This is a genomic window from Pseudolabrys sp. FHR47 (assembly GCF_005153485.1).
Lineage (GTDB): Bacteria > Pseudomonadota > Alphaproteobacteria > Rhizobiales > Xanthobacteraceae > Pseudolabrys.
Window position 1 is genome coordinate 1,232,105 of the sequence record NZ_CP039740.1, and the last position, 16,247, is coordinate 1,248,351.

Below are 16,247 nucleotides of genomic sequence, written 5' to 3' on the forward strand. Positions count from 1 at the left end.
CAGTCCAAACGAAAACGGCGCCCGTGAGGGCGCCGTTCCAGTACATGTCGATATTGTCAGCTCACGCCGCCGCGGCCTTGCCCGGCGCCGTCACTGCCGCCGTGTAGTCTTCCATCAGCGTCTTGGTGATGCCGCCCGGGTTGAAATTCCATTTGTCGATTTCCGCCACCGCGGTCACTTCCGCGGCCGAACCGGTGATGAAGCATTCCGAGAAGTTTGAGAGCTCTTCCGGCATGATGCGCCGTTCAATCACCTCGAAGCCGCGCTTTTTCGCCAGATCGATCACGGTCGAGCGCGTGATGCCGGCGAGGAAACAGTCGGCGATCGGCGTATGGATCTTGCCGTCCTGGACGAAGAAGATGTTGGCGCCGGTGCATTCGGCGACGCGGCCCTGCCAGTCCAGCATCATGGCGTCGGCATAGCCTTTGCGCTCGGCCCGGTGCTTGGAGATGGTGCAGATCATGTAGAGGCCGGCGGCCTTGGCCAGCGACGGCGCTGTCTTCGGATCGGGCCGGCGATATTCGGCGAGATCGAGACGGATACCCTTAAGCCGCTGTTCCGGATCGAAGTAGCTCGGCCATTCCCATGACGCGATGGCCAGATGGATCGTGTTCGACTGCGCCGACACGCCCATCATCTCCGAACCGCGCCAGGCGATCGGACGGACATAGGCGTCCTTCTTGCCGTTTTTGTCGACGACAAGCTGCTTGGCAGCGTCGATCTCGGCGACCGACCATGGAATGTCGAAGTCGAGGATATTGGCCGAGCGCTTCAGGCGTTCGGAATGCTCAGTCGACTTGAAGATACGGCCGCCATAGGCGCGCTCGCCCTCGAACACCGCGCTGGCATAGTGCAGGGCGTGCGTCAGTACGTGAGCATTGGCCTCGCCCCAGGGGACCAGCTTGCCGTCATACCAGATGACGCCATCGAGCTTGTCGTAGGATTGGGCAGCCATAACTTCCTCCAGATCTCATTCATGACGGGACCTCGCGGTCCCAGCGGCACAGGCCTGTTGGAACGGCCTCTTGAACGCGCCTTGCGGCGGCCGCCGGTCTGGCGGATTTGCAAGCTTATTCCAACACTTTGCGTCACCCGGCAACAGTCGGTATGACTGTTTTCGGTCGGTCGGTGCGAGCCTTCAGGTCGCGCCGGTCAGTCCCGAAAAGGCCCTCAGGAACGATCATTTCGTCCTGAATGAGGTTTTTGTAACATAAAACCAAAATATGTCAACATGGCTGACATAAATAGTAGCGCCAAGGATTCCTCCGGCAAGCCGGACACTGCCGACGCAGCGGACGCCGGTCCGGCCGCGCCCGCGGCGGCCAGGGGCCCGACCTGGGACATCATCGAGCTTCTGTTCTTTGCCTATCGCGATTTCGTCGGCGACCCGGACGAGGTGCTCGCCAAGTTCGCCTTCGGCCGCGCCCATCACCGCGTGCTGCATTTCGTCAATCGCCACCCCGGCATGAAGGTCGCCGACCTCTTGGACATCCTCAACATTACCAAGCAGTCGCTCGGCCGCGTGCTCAAGCAACTCGTCGATCAGGGCTACGTGCTGCAGAAGGAAGGCGAGCACGACCGCCGCCAGCGCCTGCTTTATGTCACCGCCAAGGGCGAGGCGCTGTCGCTCAAGCTCGCGCAGTTGCAGACCGAACGCATCGAGCGCGCCTTCGGCGAACTGGGGCCCGGCGCTCACGATGCCGCGCGCCGTTTTTTGACCGCGATGATCGACCACGATAACCGCGAGGAAGTGCTTCGCCTCATCACGCGCGCCGACCGCGTGAAGCGGGGATGACCGGAGCTTGGATCAGGACCGATGATCACCAAGGTCATTAAACTCCCCGACGATGCGCCGCATTTGCTGGTGGTCGACGACGATCGCCGCATTCGCGATCTCTTGTCGCGCTTTCTCGCCGGCGAAGGCTTCCGCGTCACCACCGCCGACAATGCCGCCGACGCGCGCGCCAAGCTCGCCGGCCTGTCTTTCGACCTCATCATCCTCGACGTGATGATGCCGGGCGAGACCGGTTTCGAATTCGCCAAGTCGCTGCGCGGCACCTCCGACGTGCCGATCCTGATGCTGACCGCGCGTGACGCCGCCGAAAGCCGCATCGAGGGCCTGAGCTTGGGGGCCGACGATTATCTCTCCAAGCCGTTCGAGCCGCGTGAACTGTCGCTGCGCATTGCCAACATCCTCAAGCGCGCCCAGCCGCCGGCGCCAGCCCCGGTCGAATCGGTGCGCTTCGGACCCTTCGTCTATCATCTGGCGCGCGGCGAACTGCGCCGCGGCGACGAGGTCATCCGCCTGACCGATCGCGAGCGCGAGATGCTGCGCATTCTCTGCGCCTCGCCGGGCGAGACGGTGTCGCGCATGGCGCTGGCCGGCAATGGCGAGCAGGTCTCCGAGCGTGCGGTCGACGTCCAGGTCAACCGCCTGCGCCGCAAGATCGAGAAGAATCCGGCCAATCCGCTGTTCGTGCAGACCGTGCGCGGCATCGGTTATCGGCTGGTGAGCACGACATGACTTCGCTCGATATCGGCGTCAACGTTCGCCACGTGATGGCGCGCCTGCGCGCTGCCTGGGAGTGGTACGACTCGATCCCGCCGATCCGGCGTATTCATGCCCAGCTCGAGAAGATCGGCGACGGCTGGCGGCGCCTCGCGCGCTGGCTCAACAGTGTCATGCCGAAAGGCCTGTTCGCCCGCGCGGTGCTGATCATCATCCTGCCGATGGTGATCCTGCAGTCCGTGGTCGCCTTCGTATTCATGGAGCGCCACTGGAACGTCGTGACGCAGCGCCTTTCCGCGGGCGTCGTCGCCGACATCGCGGCACTGGCCGACATCTACAAGAGCTATCCGCAGGATGCGGATCAGACCCAGCTCCGCCGCATTGCTCAGTTGCGCCTCGGTCTGGTCGTCGATTTCCTGCCGCTCGGCGAAATGCCGCCGCCGCGACCCAAGCCGTTTTTTTCGCTGATCGATCAGGCGCTGTCGGAGGAATTGCGCAAGCAGGTGGCGCGGCCGTTCTGGATCGACACCGTCGGCAAGTCGTCGCAGGTCGAGATTCGCGTTCAGCTCGACAACACCATCATGCGCGTCCTGGCGCGGCGCAACGCGGCCTATGCCTCGAACTCCGAAATCTTCCTGATCTGGATGGTCGGCACGTCGGTGGTGCTGCTCACGGTCGCCATCATTTTCCTGCGCAACCAGATCAAGCCGATCCTCAAGCTTGCGGACGCCGCCGAAAGCTTCGGCAAGGGCCGCGACGTGCCGAACTTCCGCCCGCGCGGCGCCCGCGAGGTGCGTCGCGCGGCCAACGCATTCATCGAGATGAAGGCGCGCGTCGAGCGCACCATGGAACAGCGCACGGCGATGCTGGCCGGCGTATCGCACGATCTGCGCACGATCCTCACGCGCTTCAAGCTCGAACTGGCTTTGCTCGACGAGTCGCCGGAAATCGACGCCATGAAGAAGGACGTCGACGAGATGGCGCGCATGCTCGAGGCCTATCTGGCGTTCGCGCGCGGCGACACCGGCGAGAGCGCGGCGCCGACCGACATGGCGGCCTTCCTCGAGGAGCTCAAGGACGATGCCGAGCGCCATGGTCATCGCACCACCGTCGTCTTCCACGGCGCGCCGGTCGTCACAGTGCGGCCTGCGGCGTTCAAGCGCTGCCTCGGCAATCTGGTGTCGAACGCGGCACGTTACGCCAATGCCATCGCCATCACCGGCCATCGCGATCACCGCTATCTCACCGTGACGGTGGATGACGATGGCCCGGGCATTCCGGCCGACCAGCGCGAGGAGGTGTTCAAGCCGTTCCTGCGGCTCGACGATGCGCGCAATGTCGACGAGGGCGGCACCGGCCTCGGTCTTGCGATTGCCCGTGACATAGCGCGCTCGCATGGCGGCGACATCACGCTCGCAGATTCACCGCTCGGCGGCCTGCGCGCGATCGTGAAGGTGCCGGTGTAAACTCGTCGTCCCCGCGAAGGCGGGGACCCAGCTTTTCTACTGACAATGAAGCAAGAGCTGGATTCCCGCTTTCGCGGGAATGACCGGAGTGGGTCTTAAGCCGCGTTCGCCTCGGCCGCGCCTTCATCCAATGGCCGGCGCCGCCGCGGCCTTGGTCCGCGCAGGATGCAGCGCGGCAGCGCGCAGAGGTCGCGCATGAAGCCGTCCCAGCGCTCTGCGTTGATAAGGCCCTTGTCGAGCACCGCCATGGCCTTGTCATTGGCGACGTCATCGTCGGCGTCGAGCCACACCTTCACCGTCCTGGCGAACATGATCGCGGCGCCTTGCGCGCGCAGGGCACCACGCGGTCCCGAGGTGGAAATGCCGGCGGCTTCCAGCATCCACGTCTGCGAGCGCACCGCCAGCGCATTGAGTGCCAGCGCCAAAGGCGGATTGCGCCGTGCGGAATGCATCATCGAGCGCGTCGCCTCGCGATAGGGTGTCATCGCCTCGAGGCGCCGCATCTCAACGTCGAACAGCCGCTCGCGATACGGCTCCTCCGCCATGTCGGCGGTGTCGGCCGACAGCACGGCATTGTCGATGTCCTTGACATGCGCGGCCCAGATCGCCAGCGTCGAGCCGAATTCGGCACGCAGCGCCGTCAGCTTCAAGCCCGCGCGGCCGGCGACTTCGGCAAGCCCGATCTCCTCGAATGGATGCTGCATCAGCAGCGCGATTAGCGCGTCCTTGGCCTTGTCGCGGTCGGAGGTGCCGCGCGGCGGTGGTGGCACAAGAGCCTTGCGTTCGGATGAGCGCCTGCGGGTTCGGTAGACCATGGCCGTACTCCCTCGCTGTGACGGGGGACTTTAGGGCCGCAAAGACGACGGTTTGAGGGCGGCAAATCTCCGTCGCCCGCGCGAAGGCGGGGGCCCATACGCCGTGTGCTCTCAATAAGGCCGGGATTATGGGTCCCCGCCCAAAGGCGTTCTGAAAGAACGCCGTTCTTCGAACGGCTATGCGCGGGGACGACTTTTAGCCCGCCAGTTCCTTCGACCTTTTCGTCGCCGCGGCAATGGCTTCGGTCAGCAGTCTGTCAAAGGCGCCGGGCGCCATCAGCACATTCAGGGCGGCGGCGGTGGTGCCGCCGGGGGAGGTGACGTTCTGCCGCAAGGTGGCGGCATCGAGCGGCGATTGGTGCAGCAACTCGCCGGCGCCGGCGACGGTCTCACGGGCGAGGCGATAGGCGAGGTCGGCCGGTAGCCCGGCCGCGGCACCGGCCTTGGCCATCGCTTCGACCAGCAGGAACACATAAGCGGGACCCGAGCCGGAAGTCGCGGTCACCGCGTCGATCAGCCCCTCGTCATTGACCCATTCGACCTTGCCGATGGCGGACAGGAGGTCGGTCGCGAGCTTGCGCTGCTTCGTGGTCACGCGGCTGTTCGCCACCGCGACGCTGATGCCACGGCCGACAGCGGCCGGCGTATTCGGCATGGCGCGGACGATGGCGGTGCCGGGCGGCAGCGCCTTTTCGAGAAAGGAAATCGTGCGCCCAGCCATGATCGACACGACCAGCGTGTTCTTGCCGACATGGAGCCCAAGCGGCGGCACAGCATCCGGTGCCATCTGCGGTTTCACAGAAATGACGATCGCCTGTGCATCGGCGCTCGCTTTCGGTCCGGCCTTGGGATTGATCTTCACGCCACGCTTGGCGGTGGCCTTGATTTCTTTCGACGGGTTCGGATCGAGCGCGATCACTTTCTTCGCGCCAAGCCCGCGCTTGAGCCAGCCATCGAGCATGGCCTGGCCCATCTTGCCGGCGCCGAGCAGCACCAGCGGACCGGCGAAAGCGGCAAGGGGTTTGGTGGCGGATTTTGACTTGGCTTTGCTCGCCGCTTTGGTCTTGCGCTTGGCCATGGCCGCACTCTCCGTGTCATCATCCGCGAAAGCGGATGATCCAGCTCTAACGTGTTTCGATGATAGCAGATGCCGCGAAGTGCTGGATGCCCCGCCTGCGCGGGGCATGACGATGATGTGTTGGGCCGATGGGAAAGAAACTTACGCCTCGCCGGAGGTCTCGAACATCGCCGCCTCGAGGGCTTCCTTGGCGCTCTTGCCGGCCCAGACCACGAACTGGAAAGCGGTGAAGTAGCGCTCGCAGGTATCGAGTGCGGTGCCGAGCAGTTTCTCGCACTGCGCGCCTGCGGGCTCGATGCCGGCCGGCAATTGCAGTGCGTGGCGGAACATGATCAGGCCTTCCTCGGCCCAGTTGTCAAAATGGCCGACCCAGAGCCGCTCGTTGATCAGCGCGACCAGCGCCCGCACTTCGGCGCGGCGGCGCTCCGGCACCTTGAGGTCGAAGGCGCAGGCCAGATGCAGCGCCTCGATATCCAGCATCCAGGTGTAGGATAGCTGGTATTCGGCCCAGCGGCCGGCAACCAGGATGGTGATCTCGTCCTCGCTGGCGCGCTCGAACGACCAGTCGTGGCCGGCCGCGAGGCGCTCGACGACGTCGAGCGGATTGTGGCGGACATCGTCGGTGTAGTTCGAGAGGGACATGGCGTCTCCACTTGCCAGATAGGCTCTTCCAATACGCACAGCACCGCACGCTTCCGGACCGGGCAGGTCCGAACTGACATCGTCGATCGTGTTACGCGGGGAACCGGACTGCCTTGACGGCGAAACCGAATCACAGAGTCACTTGACTATAACCAACTCGATTCAGGCCGCTAGAGGCAGCGTGTGAGCCTATGAGCCGTGATTTGCGCCAGCGAAGCAACGGCGCATGAGTCGACTCTCCACAAAGAATGCTGCGGTGTGATGACTCTTTCGTGGATAAGTGTGGGGATGAATCCCGCGCCGGAATTTGATTCCGTTTTGTTCTCAACCCATAGCGTTTTCGAGCGAAGTGGGAACCGGTTCGCGTGAAGAAAACGCATCAGGACAAGAGGAGCGTTTTCGAGCGAAGACGTCAGCGCGGCGGCGGCGCTTTTTCACCCAGCGCCCGGCGCCACAGCCAGGGCAGGCCGTTCTCGGCATCGGGCCGGTCGGTAAACCGTGTCGGCGGTGAGAGAGGCGCGAAGGTGGGGCTCTGGCGCTGCGCGACTTCCAAGTTGAAGGTGTAGCGCGGCTCCATGCCCATGCGCAGATCGGTGATGACGGCGCGGCCGTCCCGTTCGCTCATCTTGAAAAAGCCATGGCTGAAGCGGGCGATCGCATCGACGAAGCGATTGTCGCGCAGTTGCGCATAGAGGTCTTCGCCGCGCGGGAAACGGTCGAAGGCGATCTTGCGGTCGCCGTCGAGCAGCGAGTAATAGCCCTCGAGATAGCCCTGCGGGGTGATCGCCACGATCCGCCAGACAACGGTGTTGAGCGGCGCTGGCGTCACCAGCAGCTTTTCGACCTGGTGGCCCTGCGCGCGCAGGTTCTCCTGCGCCACACCGGTGGCGTGAACCTGCGCTAGCGCGCTCCACCCGAGATAGGCGGTTGAGAGAACGAGGCCGGCGACGTTCCAGCGCCAGCCGCGGACGTTGCGCAGCGCCAGGGCGACGCCGATGCCGATCAGCAGCGGCACCGTGTAGAGCGGGTCGATGATGAACATACTGCCGAGCGCAAAAGGCGTGTTGGCGAACGGGAGGCCGAGCTGCGTGCCATACACCGTCGTCCAGTCGAGCAAAGCGTGGGTGACGAGCGCCAGCCAGATCGTCAGCCACCAGGGCTTGAAGTAGCGCCACTCGCGCAAGGCCGCGGCGGTCACCGCGGCAATCGGCAGCGAGGCAATCGTCTGCCAGAACAGCGCGTGGCTGTTGGCGCGGTGCAGGACCATGTTGCTGATCGGATCGCCGCGATCGTAGAAGGAATCGAGGTCGGGCAGGGTGCCCGCCAGGGCTCCGACCAGCGCGGCTTTCCAAGGCTTTGTCCGCCGGCCCATGACGGCAACGCCGATGGCGGCTCCGAGTGCGGCTTGCGTCAGCGAATCCATGATGCGGGCGGCAGGGCGTTATGAGGGCGTGGCGGTTAGGCGGAGTATAGCCAGGCTCGCGTGACGAAAACGCGGCAATACTCGGGTGCGGCGGATTGCCCAGCCCTCAGCGTCACTCTTTCGGCGGCAGGTCTTCGAACAGGCTCGACACCGACTCTTCATGTGCGGTGCGGGCCACCGCTTCGCCGATGAGATGCGCGATCGGCAGCACGCGGATGTTCGGCGCGGCCTTGACGGCGTCGGTCTCCTGGATGGAGTCGGTGATCACCAGCTCCTTGAGCTTGGATTTTGAGATGCGCGCCACCGCGCCGCCCGACAGTACACCGTGGGTGATGTAGGCGTAGACATCCTTGGCGCCGTTCTTGAGCAGCGCGTCGGCGGCGTTCACCAGCGTGCCGCCGGAGTCGACGATGTCGTCGACCAGAATACAGGTGTGGCCGGCGACCTCGCCGATCACGTTCATCACTTCGGATTCGCCGGCACGTTCTCGCCGCTTGTCGATGATGGCGAGCGGCGCATTGATGCGCTTGGCGAGGCCACGCGCGCGGACCACGCCGCCGACGTCGGGCGATACCACCATGACATTGGCGAGATCGAACTTGTCCTTGATATCGCGCACCATCACCGGCGAGGCGTAGAGATTGTCGGTGGGGATGTCGAAGAAGCCCTGGATCTGACCGGCATGCAGGTCGAGCGTCATGACGCGGTCGGCACCGGCATGGGTGATCAGGTTGGCGACCAGCTTGGCGGAGATCGGCGTGCGCGGCCCCGGTTTGCGGTCCTGCCGGGCGTAGCCGAAATAGGGCACCACCGCGGTAATGCGGCGCGCCGAGGAGCGGCGCAGCGCGTCCATGATGATCAGCAATTCCATCAGGTGGTCGTTGGCCGGCGCCGAGGTCGACTGGATGACGAAGCAGTCGGCGCCGCGAACGTTTTCCTGAATCTCGACGAACACCTCGCCGTCGGCGAAGCGGCGGACGACGGCCTTGGTCAGCGTGGTGTCGAGGTAGTCGCCGATCGCGGCGGCGAGGCTGGGATTGGAGTTGCCGGCGACCAGCTTGATCGCACCGTTCTTACCCGACATCCCACATCCTCGTTACATCGCGCGCCCCGGAGGCTTTGAACACGCCGCTTTCGGTAGCAAGCCGGGCCTTGGATCCAAAGGCACGGGGTGCGACGAAATTTCACGCTTGGGGCGCGGAGGTCATAACAAGGCAGAGGGGGGCGGGCAATACGGGCCAAGTCCCTTGTCCAGCGTCTTTTCCGGGCAAGAGCGGGGCTAAGAGCAGGGTTAATGGGCTGAATTTGCGCGGCTTCGGCCGGCTTTCAAAGCCCGTTATCGAGAAGCGCCAGTGCGGGCCGAGAGGTCTGCGAAGCGGCATGCACGGCCGCAGGCCGTTTTTGCGGCAGTGGTGTTTCCGGGGCGGCGTGCGCCGCGTCGGATGGCCCGGCCGGCAGCGGATCGGCCTGGGTCTGGTTGATGCGGTAAATTCCGGCGGCCTCAGGCGAGGTGTTGTCGAACGCCAGGGCCGGAGCGGCGGCCGCGGCGATATTCGGAGCCACGTCCGGCGATGTCAGGAACGCCGAGAGCTTGTCCATGCTCGACTGGGCGATGCGCTTGAGCATGGCGTCGTCGGCGACCTTCCAGGCCTCATCGACCTTCCGCGTCGGCTCGGCGCCGGTCTCTTCGCCTTTGATCTGCAGCACCTGCTTCTGGGTGGCATCGAATACATCCCAGGTCCAGGCGATCGTGGTCTGGCCGCGCTTGACCGTGGCGGTCAGAGCGCCGCGGACGCGGTAGGCCGAGGTGCCTTCACGCGACACCACCGCCAGCCGGCGCGACTGCGCTTCGTCGTTGAGCCGCTCGACCAGAGTCTGGAATTGCGAGCGCGGCAGGCCGTCGATGGTGTCGAAGGCGACGGAGGCGCCGCGCGGCTGTTGCAAGGCGAGGTTCGCCGGACCGTCCTGCTTGCAGGCGGCGACGCCGCTGGCGACGCATCCGATCAATACCGTGCGCACGAGAAGGCGAACCAGCATCGAACCCCCTGAACCCGGCCAATCCCCCTCGGCCGGCGGCGAGTTTAGTCGCTGATCGCGTCAAGTCCAGTGTGGTTAATTGTCCGTTAATGGAATGATTAACGGGCCACCGCGCTCGCTACTCATGCAACGCGATGGCGTTGATATGGCGGCCGTAATCCGGCTCGCTTTGATGCGTGGCGCGGCGGAAACTGAAAAAGCGCTCCGGCTCGGCATAAGTGCACAGGCCGAGATCTTCGAAATTCACGATGCCGGCCTGTTCAACCCGCGAGGCGATATAGCCGGTGAGATCGAACATGGCGTGGCCTTCACGCTCGGCATCGGTGAAGAACCGGGTGTTGTCGATATCGGCGGCGACGAAACGCGCGACGAATTCCGGCCCGACTTCGTAATTGGGCTGGCGGATGGTCGGCCCGAGCGCGACCGCGATGGTGTCGCGCGAGGCGCCGAGTTTCTCCATCGCGGCGATGGTCGCTTCGATGATGCCGGTGAAAGCGCCGCGCCAGCCGGCATGCGCCGCGCCGATGACGCGCGCCTCGCTGTCGGCGAACAGCAGCGGGCCGCAGTCCGCGGTCGAAACGCCGATCGCCAGCTCCGGCACGCGGGTCACGAGCGCATCGGCGCGTGGCCGGCTGTCGGCGGCCCATGGTTCGTTGACGACGACGACGTCGGGCGAATGAATTTGATAAAGCGTGAGGAAGCGCTCGGGCGCGACGCCGAGTGCCAGCGCCATGCGGGCGCGGTTTTCAGCGACGTGCTCCGGCGCGTCGCTCGAGCCGACGCCGCCGTTCAAACTGTCATAGACGCCCTGTGACACGCCGCCATTGCGGGTGAAGAATGCGTGGCGAATGCCGGGCAGGGCGGCAATCGAAGCGGCTTGCAGCATCGTGCGAATGTCCCCCGTGATCCGGATCGATGTGCAGGCATCAATCCAGCGTCCCGATAACCGTTAGAGCCGAATATGTCGCAATTGCGACCACGGAGAGCATGGAAGATACCGGCAAAACTCGTATCAAAAACGCTAACGCGATCACGGCTCGAAGGCGGGCGGCGGCGGCAGCGTCGATGCAACATAAGCGGCAGCCTTGAACAGGTCGCCCATGCCGGTACGGCCGATGCCGACGAGGCGCGCCAGCGCCAGATCGACCTCGGCGGCCTGGGCGCGCGTCGCCTTGGCCTTGAGCGTCGCGGCGCGCGTCTCGATGCCGAGCGCGCGCAGCAGCCGCGATTGCGTGATCGGGCCGTAGCCCTTGGCGCCCATCAGTTCGACGGCGCGTGTCAGCGGCTCGAAATCGACATGCGCGGTAAGATCGACTTCGCCGGGCTCGCGCAGCGGATCGGCATAAGCGTGCTTGCCGACGGCCTGCAGTGTGTCGCCGAAATCGGTTTCCGAATGGCCGTAGTCGATCACCAGCGCGGCGCTGCCTTGCGTGACGCGGCGGCCGAGATCGATCGCGGCATTGTCACTGCGCCATTCGAAGATGGAGTCGATCGGCGCCTCGCGCGCCGCTTTCGGCAGCAGTACGTCGATGTGCTTCATCGGCTCGGGGGCGAGCACGAAGGCGAAGCGGCCGTCCTCGCCGATGCCGACGCAGCGCTCGTGCCAGCCATCCTCGGCGCGCACCGCCTGCGAGATCGGAATGGCGTCGAAGAATTCGTTGGCGACGATGATGGCCGGCCCGTCCGGCACATCGCGGATCGACTCGTACCAGCGGGTCTCGATCTTGGTGGAGGCGAGCGTCTGCTGCTGCTGCTCGCGCAGCACCGGGGAGATTTCGACGAGATCGAGCACCACGGCGGCGCGAAAGGCCGGCACGACTTGCGCCGCGCGCATCGCGTCCTTCATCAGCGTGCCGCGGCCGGGCCCGAGTTCGACGATGCGCACGCGCGACGGAGCGCCCATCTGCTTCCACACCGCCGACATCCAGATGCCGATCAGTTCACCGAACATCTGGCTCACTTCCGGCGCGGTGATGAAATCGCCGCGCGCACCGAGCGGGTCGCGCGTCACGTAATAGCCGTACTGCGGATGCGAGAGGCACAGGCCCATGTATTCCGACACCGGCATCGGCCCGGCCGCTTCGATGCGCCGGCGGATTTCGGCTTCGAGCGGCGTCGGTGCGTGCGGGGCGTCGTTCATGGTCGTCAGGACGCCTTGGCTTGGAGCGGGTGCTTCATCGCATAGACGATGAAACACAGGCCGACCAGGAACAAGGGGATCGACAGCAGTTGTCCCATCGTGGCGCCGCCCCACAGGAAGCCGAGCTGCGCGTCCGGCTCGCGGAAGAATTCGCAGAAGCTGCGCGCCATCGCATAGTAGCAGGCGAAGGAGCCGATGATCAGTCCCGGCTTCTTCAGCGCGCCGAAGCGGATCATCAGCGCCAGTAAGATGAACATGGCGAAGCCTTCGAGCCCGGCCTCATAGATCTGGCTCGGATGGCGCGGCAGCGGCCCGCCATTGGGGAAGATCATCGCCCAAGGCACGTCGGTCGGCCGGCCCCACAATTCGCCGTTGATGAAATTGGCGATGCGGCCGAGGAAAATGCCGATCGGCGCCGCGGCGCAGGTCAAATCCCCTAAAGACATGATCGGAATGCCGCGCGCGCGGGCGAAAAGCACCACAGCGACGACGCAGCCGGTAAAGCCGCCGTGGAACGACATCCCGCCATTCCACAGTTGGAAAATCTCGAGTGGGTGTGCGGCGAAATGCGGGAGATTGTAGAACAGCACATAGCCGGTACGGCCGCCGAGGATGATGCCGAGCGTCACCCAGAGCACGAAATCGTCGAAGTCGATGATCTTCAGCGGCGCGGGGCCGCCCCACAAACGCTCGGTGCGGATCAGGTAACGCGAATACATCCAGCCGGCGATGATGCCGACGATATAGGCGAGCGCATACCACCGGATTGCGAACGGCCCGACCTGGACCAGTACCGGATCGATATATGGAAACGGTATGACAAAAAGCGGCATTGTCGTCCTTGGCAAAATATCGCGAGTCGCCCGGTAGGCTCTTAGCACGGCGTGTTATGATACTGGGACCTTGCAGGCTGGTGACCCAAGCGCCATTGTGATCCGTAACAGGCCCCGGGGAAACCTTCCTCAGCGGAGACATTGACGATGGTTCAGACCAACAACCGCATTTTCGACGAGATGGCACGTCTCATGAATGACGCCGCCGGCGTGGCGCAGGGCGTGCGTCGCGAGTTCGACACCTTGTTCCGTGCCCAGGCCGAAAAGATGCTGCGCGACCTCGACGTGGTCTCGCGCGAGGAGTTCGAGGCGGTGAAGGAAATGGCCCGCCTCGCCCGTGAGGAGAACGAGGCGCTCAAGGCCCGCCTTGACGCGCTGGAGGCCAAAGCGGCCAAGCCGAAGAAGGCCAAGGAAGGCCCGGACGAGGGTGTGACCTGACCGTAGGCACACCTGTAGCCCGGATGGAGCGCAGCGCAATCCGAGGCAGTCGTCGATCCCGGGTTACGCTGCGCTTCACCCGGGCTACGGGCTATCGCTCGCCATCCTCCCCGAAGACGGGGAGGGATAAAAAAGGGCCTCCCGGCAGCCATTTTGCCCCCGGTTGCCCTTTTCGGCCTCCGCCGCTATAAGCCAGCCTGAACGCGGCCCCCGGCACCCCTGGAGGCTTGCCGCGTATCGCAGGCGGCCCGCAAGTGCCGCCTTTTTCCGTTGATCTAGAAGGACTTAAGCTATGGCCACCGTGCAAACTATGAAGGCGACGGTGCGTCCGAAGGCAGGCAAGGGGGCCTCCCGGGCAGCACGTTATTCCGGTCGCGTACCGGGCGTCATCTATGGCGACAACAAATCCCCCCTTTTGGTGCTCCTCGACCACGACGAGCTGAAGCAGCGCATCTATGCGGGCCGTTTCACCACGACCCTGTGCGAGCTCGATGTCGATGGCGAAAAGCATCGCGTCATCCCGCGCGACTACCAGCTCGACGCGCTCAAGGACCTGCCGATGCACGTCGACTTCCTGCGCGTGCCGGAAGGCGCCACGCTCCGCGTCAAGGTCGCGGTGCACGTGCTCAATGGTGACACCGCCCCGGGCGTGAAGCGCGGTGGTGCGGTCAACATCGTGACCCACTTCGTCAACCTCGAGTGCCCGGCCGACCGCATCCCGCGTTCGATCGACGTCGATATCGGCGATCTCGAGATCAACCACTCGAAGCATCTGTCCGACGTGAAGCTGCCCGAAGGTGTGCGCGTGCTCACCCAGGGTGATCTCACGCTGGTCACCGTGGTGCCGCCGTCGGGTTACGCCGAAGAACTCAAGCAGCAGGCTGCTGCCGCTACCGCTGCCGCCGCTGCGCCCGCCGCTGGCGCCGCACCGGCTGCCGGCGCCGCGCCTGCCGCTGGCGCTGCCCCCGCCGCCGCGCCGGCCGCTGGCGCTCCGGCCAAGAAGTAAGCGACAGCCGCTTTCCGGCTGTCTGTCGTCGCGAAAGATCCCGTCCCGGTCCTGCCGGGGCGGGATTTTACCAAGCGACTGCTCTTTCAACCGATCTCTTGAGGAGGCGGCAAAGCCATGCTGCTCCTTGTCGGCCTCGGCAACCCCGGCACCCGCTACGCCGGCAACCGTCACAACATCGGCTTCATGGCGGTGGAGGCGATCGCGCGTCGCCACAACATCGCGCCGTGGCGCAAACGCTTTCAGGGTGTCGCCGTCGAAGGCAATGTGGCGGGTCAGAAAGTTCTGCTGCTGCTGCCGGGTACTTTCATGAACGAGTCCGGCCGCGCGGTATCGGACGCGCTCGGCTTCTACAAGCTGTCGGTGAACGACGTCATCGTGTTTCATGACGAGCTCGAGCTGCCACCGCTCAAAGTGCGGGTGAAGGCGGGTGGCGGCATTGCCGGTCACAACGGTTTGCGCTCGATCTCCCAGCACATCGGCAACGAGTATCGCCGCGTGCGCCTGGGCATCGGCCATCCGGGCGACAAGAAGCTGGTCGAGCGCTATGTGCTGGCCGATTTCGCCAAGGACGAATGGGCCGGTGTCGAGGCCTTGTGCGACATCGTTGCCGACAACGTTTCGCTGCTCATCGAGGGCAAGGATTCGAGCTTCCAGAACAAGATTCATCTCACCATGACGGCCAAGGGATACGGCGACGACAAGGAACAGCCGGCGCCCGATGCCTGAACAGACAATGATGTGGAACTGATCAAATGGGATTCAAATGCGGTATCGTCGGCCTGCCCAATGTCGGCAAGTCGACTCTGTTCAATGCGCTGACGCAGACGGCGGCGGCACAGGCCGCTAATTATCCATTCTGCACCATCGAGCCGAATGTCGGCGAAATCGCCGTGCCGGATGCGCGGATGGAAAAGCTCGCGGCCATTGCCAAGTCGGGCCAGATCCTGCCGACGCGCATCACCTTCGTCGATATCGCCGGCCTGGTGCGCGGCGCTTCCAAGGGTGAAGGTCTCGGCAACCAGTTCCTCGCCAACATTCGCGAGGTGGACGCCATTGTCCACGTCGTGCGCTGCTTCGAGGACGATGACATCACCCATGTCGAAGGCAAGATCGATCCGATCGCCGATATCGACATCATCGAGACCGAATTGATGCTGGCCGATCTCGAAAGTCTCGAGAAGCGCGTTGATGCGCTCGAGAAGAAAGCCAAGGGCAACGACAAGGAGGCCAAGGAGACCCTCGATCTGGTCAAGCGCTGCCTCGTTCCCTTGCGTGACGGCAAGCCGGCGCGCATCGTCGAGCGCAAGCCGGAGGAGGAAAAGCTGTTTCATTCGCTGGGCCTTCTGACCTCGGCGCCCGTGTTGTATGCATGCAATGTCGACGAGGCCCACGCGGCGACCGGCAACGAGTTTTCCAAGCGCGTCGAAGCTCGCGCCAAGGAAGAGGGCGCTGTCGCGGTGGTGATTTCGGCCAAGATCGAGTCCGAAATCGCGACGCTGCCTGAGAGCGAGCGCGCCGACTATCTCGAGGCCGTGGGCCTCAAGGAAACCGGCCTCGATCGCCTGGTGCAGGCCGGCTACAAGCTCTTGCATCTCGTGACCTACTTCACCGTCGGTCCGAAGGAGACGCGGGCCTGGACCATCACCCAGGGCACCAAGGCGCCGGCGGCGGCGGGCGTCATTCATAGCGATTTCGAGAAGGGGTTCATCCGCGCCGAGACCATCGCCTATGACGACTACATTGCCTACAGCGGTGAAGCCGGTGCGCGCGATGCTGGCAAGATGCGCCTGGAAGGTAAGGAATACGTCGTCAATGACGGCGACGTGATGCATTTCAGGTTTGCGAACTGAGAAAACC

General features: G+C 64.4%; 17 protein-coding genes. 7 read left to right on the top strand and 10 right to left on the bottom strand.

Annotated features, from left to right (window positions below; all coding sequences use genetic code 11):
- Positions 1–61 precede the first annotated feature (61 nt).
- Positions 62–955, bottom strand: a complete 894-nt coding sequence (locus E8Q40_RS06090; protein ID WP_137043535.1) for a branched-chain amino acid aminotransferase — start codon at positions 953–955, stop codon at positions 62–64.
- A gap of 276 nt (positions 956–1,231) precedes the next feature.
- On the opposite strand from E8Q40_RS06090, the gene E8Q40_RS06095 reads away from it, so the two are divergent.
- Genes E8Q40_RS06095 through E8Q40_RS06105 form a run of 3 tightly spaced genes read left to right on the top strand, consistent with a single transcriptional unit; the run spans position 1,232 to position 3,975 of the window.
- Complete coding sequence (locus E8Q40_RS06095) at positions 1,232–1,795, top strand: MarR family winged helix-turn-helix transcriptional regulator (protein ID WP_137043536.1); 564 nt, start codon at positions 1,232–1,234, stop codon at positions 1,793–1,795.
- A gap of 21 nt (positions 1,796–1,816) precedes the next feature.
- Positions 1,817–2,524 (top strand): response regulator, encoded by a 708-nt coding sequence (locus tag E8Q40_RS06100; RefSeq protein WP_137043537.1) that lies wholly within the window; start codon positions 1,817–1,819, stop codon positions 2,522–2,524.
- Positions 2,521–3,975, top strand: a complete 1,455-nt coding sequence (locus E8Q40_RS06105) for an ATP-binding protein (RefSeq protein ID WP_246663016.1) — start codon at positions 2,521–2,523, stop codon at positions 3,973–3,975. The genes E8Q40_RS06100 and E8Q40_RS06105 overlap by 4 nt, the downstream gene beginning before the upstream one ends.
- Before the next feature lie 95 nt (positions 3,976–4,070).
- Here the strand turns inward: E8Q40_RS06105 and E8Q40_RS06110 are convergent, their stop codons facing one another.
- From E8Q40_RS06110 to lgt, 9 genes are all read right to left on the bottom strand, one after another.
- A complete protein-coding gene (locus tag E8Q40_RS06110; RefSeq protein WP_137043538.1) occupies positions 4,071–4,790 on the bottom strand; it encodes a TetR/AcrR family transcriptional regulator in 720 nt (239 codons plus the stop codon).
- A 196-nt stretch (positions 4,791–4,986) separates the two neighbouring features.
- Positions 4,987–5,868 carry a pyrroline-5-carboxylate reductase gene (gene proC, locus E8Q40_RS06115; RefSeq protein ID WP_137043539.1) on the bottom strand — a complete coding sequence of 294 codons (882 nt, stop codon included), beginning with the start codon at positions 5,866–5,868 and terminating at the stop codon, positions 4,987–4,989.
- Between the two features lie 141 nt (positions 5,869–6,009).
- Positions 6,010–6,510, bottom strand: coding sequence for a YbjN domain-containing protein (locus E8Q40_RS06120; protein ID WP_137043540.1), 501 nt, complete (start codon positions 6,508–6,510; stop codon positions 6,010–6,012).
- 412 nt (positions 6,511–6,922) lie between these two features.
- Positions 6,923–7,933: a metal-dependent hydrolase gene (locus E8Q40_RS06125; RefSeq protein WP_137043541.1), complete on the bottom strand. Its 1,011-nt coding sequence runs from the start codon at positions 7,931–7,933 to the stop codon at positions 6,923–6,925.
- 112 nt (positions 7,934–8,045) lie between these two features.
- On the bottom strand, positions 8,046–9,017 hold the full coding sequence (locus tag E8Q40_RS06130) for a ribose-phosphate pyrophosphokinase (protein ID WP_137043542.1): 972 nt from the start codon (positions 9,015–9,017) through the stop codon (positions 8,046–8,048).
- Between the two features lie 242 nt (positions 9,018–9,259).
- Positions 9,260–9,970 carry a hypothetical protein gene (locus E8Q40_RS06135; protein WP_137043543.1) on the bottom strand — a complete coding sequence of 237 codons (711 nt, stop codon included), beginning with the start codon at positions 9,968–9,970 and terminating at the stop codon, positions 9,260–9,262.
- A gap of 118 nt (positions 9,971–10,088) precedes the next feature.
- Positions 10,089–10,856: a peptidoglycan editing factor PgeF gene (gene pgeF, locus E8Q40_RS06140; RefSeq protein WP_137043544.1), complete on the bottom strand. Its 768-nt coding sequence runs from the start codon at positions 10,854–10,856 to the stop codon at positions 10,089–10,091.
- Between the two features lie 144 nt (positions 10,857–11,000).
- Positions 11,001–12,110 (bottom strand): class I SAM-dependent methyltransferase, encoded by a 1,110-nt coding sequence (locus E8Q40_RS06145; protein ID WP_137043545.1) that lies wholly within the window; start codon positions 12,108–12,110, stop codon positions 11,001–11,003.
- Between the two features lie 5 nt (positions 12,111–12,115).
- The gene (lgt, locus tag E8Q40_RS06150) at positions 12,116–12,943 is read right to left on the bottom strand and encodes a prolipoprotein diacylglyceryl transferase (RefSeq protein WP_137043546.1); all 828 of its coding nucleotides are present in this window, start codon (positions 12,941–12,943) and stop codon (positions 12,116–12,118) included.
- A 147-nt stretch (positions 12,944–13,090) separates the two neighbouring features.
- On the opposite strand from lgt, the gene E8Q40_RS06155 reads away from it, so the two are divergent.
- The 4 genes from E8Q40_RS06155 to ychF all read left to right on the top strand — a co-directional run bounded on the left by E8Q40_RS06155 (position 13,091) and on the right by ychF (position 16,240).
- Positions 13,091–13,381 (top strand): accessory factor UbiK family protein, encoded by a 291-nt coding sequence (locus E8Q40_RS06155; RefSeq protein WP_137043547.1) that lies wholly within the window; start codon positions 13,091–13,093, stop codon positions 13,379–13,381.
- 292 nt (positions 13,382–13,673) lie between these two features.
- Complete coding sequence (locus E8Q40_RS06160; RefSeq protein ID WP_137043548.1) at positions 13,674–14,387, top strand: 50S ribosomal protein L25/general stress protein Ctc; 714 nt, start codon at positions 13,674–13,676, stop codon at positions 14,385–14,387.
- A 117-nt stretch (positions 14,388–14,504) separates the two neighbouring features.
- Positions 14,505–15,116: an aminoacyl-tRNA hydrolase gene (gene pth / locus E8Q40_RS06165; protein WP_137043549.1), complete on the top strand. Its 612-nt coding sequence runs from the start codon at positions 14,505–14,507 to the stop codon at positions 15,114–15,116.
- A 26-nt stretch (positions 15,117–15,142) separates the two neighbouring features.
- The gene (gene ychF / locus E8Q40_RS06170; protein WP_137043550.1) at positions 15,143–16,240 is read left to right on the top strand and encodes a redox-regulated ATPase YchF; all 1,098 of its coding nucleotides are present in this window, start codon (positions 15,143–15,145) and stop codon (positions 16,238–16,240) included.
- Positions 16,241–16,247: the final 7 nt, after the last annotated feature.

What these genes read in the sequence shown, in the direction of transcription:
- E8Q40_RS06090 (WP_137043535.1), bottom strand. Translation starts at nt 955, where the DNA reads ATGGCTGCCCAATCCTACGACAAGCTCGATGGCGTCATCTGGTATGAC.
- E8Q40_RS06095 (WP_137043536.1), top strand. Translation starts at nt 1,232, where the DNA reads ATGGCTGACATAAATAGTAGCGCCAAGGATTCCTCCGGCAAGCCGGAC.
- E8Q40_RS06100 (WP_137043537.1), top strand. Translation starts at nt 1,817, where the DNA reads ATGATCACCAAGGTCATTAAACTCCCCGACGATGCGCCGCATTTGCTG.
- E8Q40_RS06105 (WP_246663016.1), top strand. Translation starts at nt 2,521, where the DNA reads ATGACTTCGCTCGATATCGGCGTCAACGTTCGCCACGTGATGGCGCGC.
- E8Q40_RS06110 (WP_137043538.1), bottom strand. Translation starts at nt 4,790, where the DNA reads ATGGTCTACCGAACCCGCAGGCGCTCATCCGAACGCAAGGCTCTTGTG.
- proC (WP_137043539.1), bottom strand. Translation starts at nt 5,868, where the DNA reads ATGGCCAAGCGCAAGACCAAAGCGGCGAGCAAAGCCAAGTCAAAATCC.
- E8Q40_RS06120 (WP_137043540.1), bottom strand. Translation starts at nt 6,510, where the DNA reads ATGTCCCTCTCGAACTACACCGACGATGTCCGCCACAATCCGCTCGAC.
- E8Q40_RS06125 (WP_137043541.1), bottom strand. Translation starts at nt 7,933, where the DNA reads ATGGATTCGCTGACGCAAGCCGCACTCGGAGCCGCCATCGGCGTTGCC.
- E8Q40_RS06130 (WP_137043542.1), bottom strand. Translation starts at nt 9,017, where the DNA reads ATGTCGGGTAAGAACGGTGCGATCAAGCTGGTCGCCGGCAACTCCAAT.
- E8Q40_RS06135 (WP_137043543.1), bottom strand. Translation starts at nt 9,970, where the DNA reads ATGCTGGTTCGCCTTCTCGTGCGCACGGTATTGATCGGATGCGTCGCC.
- pgeF (WP_137043544.1), bottom strand. Translation starts at nt 10,856, where the DNA reads ATGCTGCAAGCCGCTTCGATTGCCGCCCTGCCCGGCATTCGCCACGCA.
- E8Q40_RS06145 (WP_137043545.1), bottom strand. Translation starts at nt 12,110, where the DNA reads ATGAACGACGCCCCGCACGCACCGACGCCGCTCGAAGCCGAAATCCGC.
- lgt (WP_137043546.1), bottom strand. Translation starts at nt 12,943, where the DNA reads ATGCCGCTTTTTGTCATACCGTTTCCATATATCGATCCGGTACTGGTC.
- E8Q40_RS06155 (WP_137043547.1), top strand. Translation starts at nt 13,091, where the DNA reads ATGGTTCAGACCAACAACCGCATTTTCGACGAGATGGCACGTCTCATG.
- E8Q40_RS06160 (WP_137043548.1), top strand. Translation starts at nt 13,674, where the DNA reads ATGGCCACCGTGCAAACTATGAAGGCGACGGTGCGTCCGAAGGCAGGC.
- pth (WP_137043549.1), top strand. Translation starts at nt 14,505, where the DNA reads ATGCTGCTCCTTGTCGGCCTCGGCAACCCCGGCACCCGCTACGCCGGC.
- ychF (WP_137043550.1), top strand. Translation starts at nt 15,143, where the DNA reads ATGGGATTCAAATGCGGTATCGTCGGCCTGCCCAATGTCGGCAAGTCG.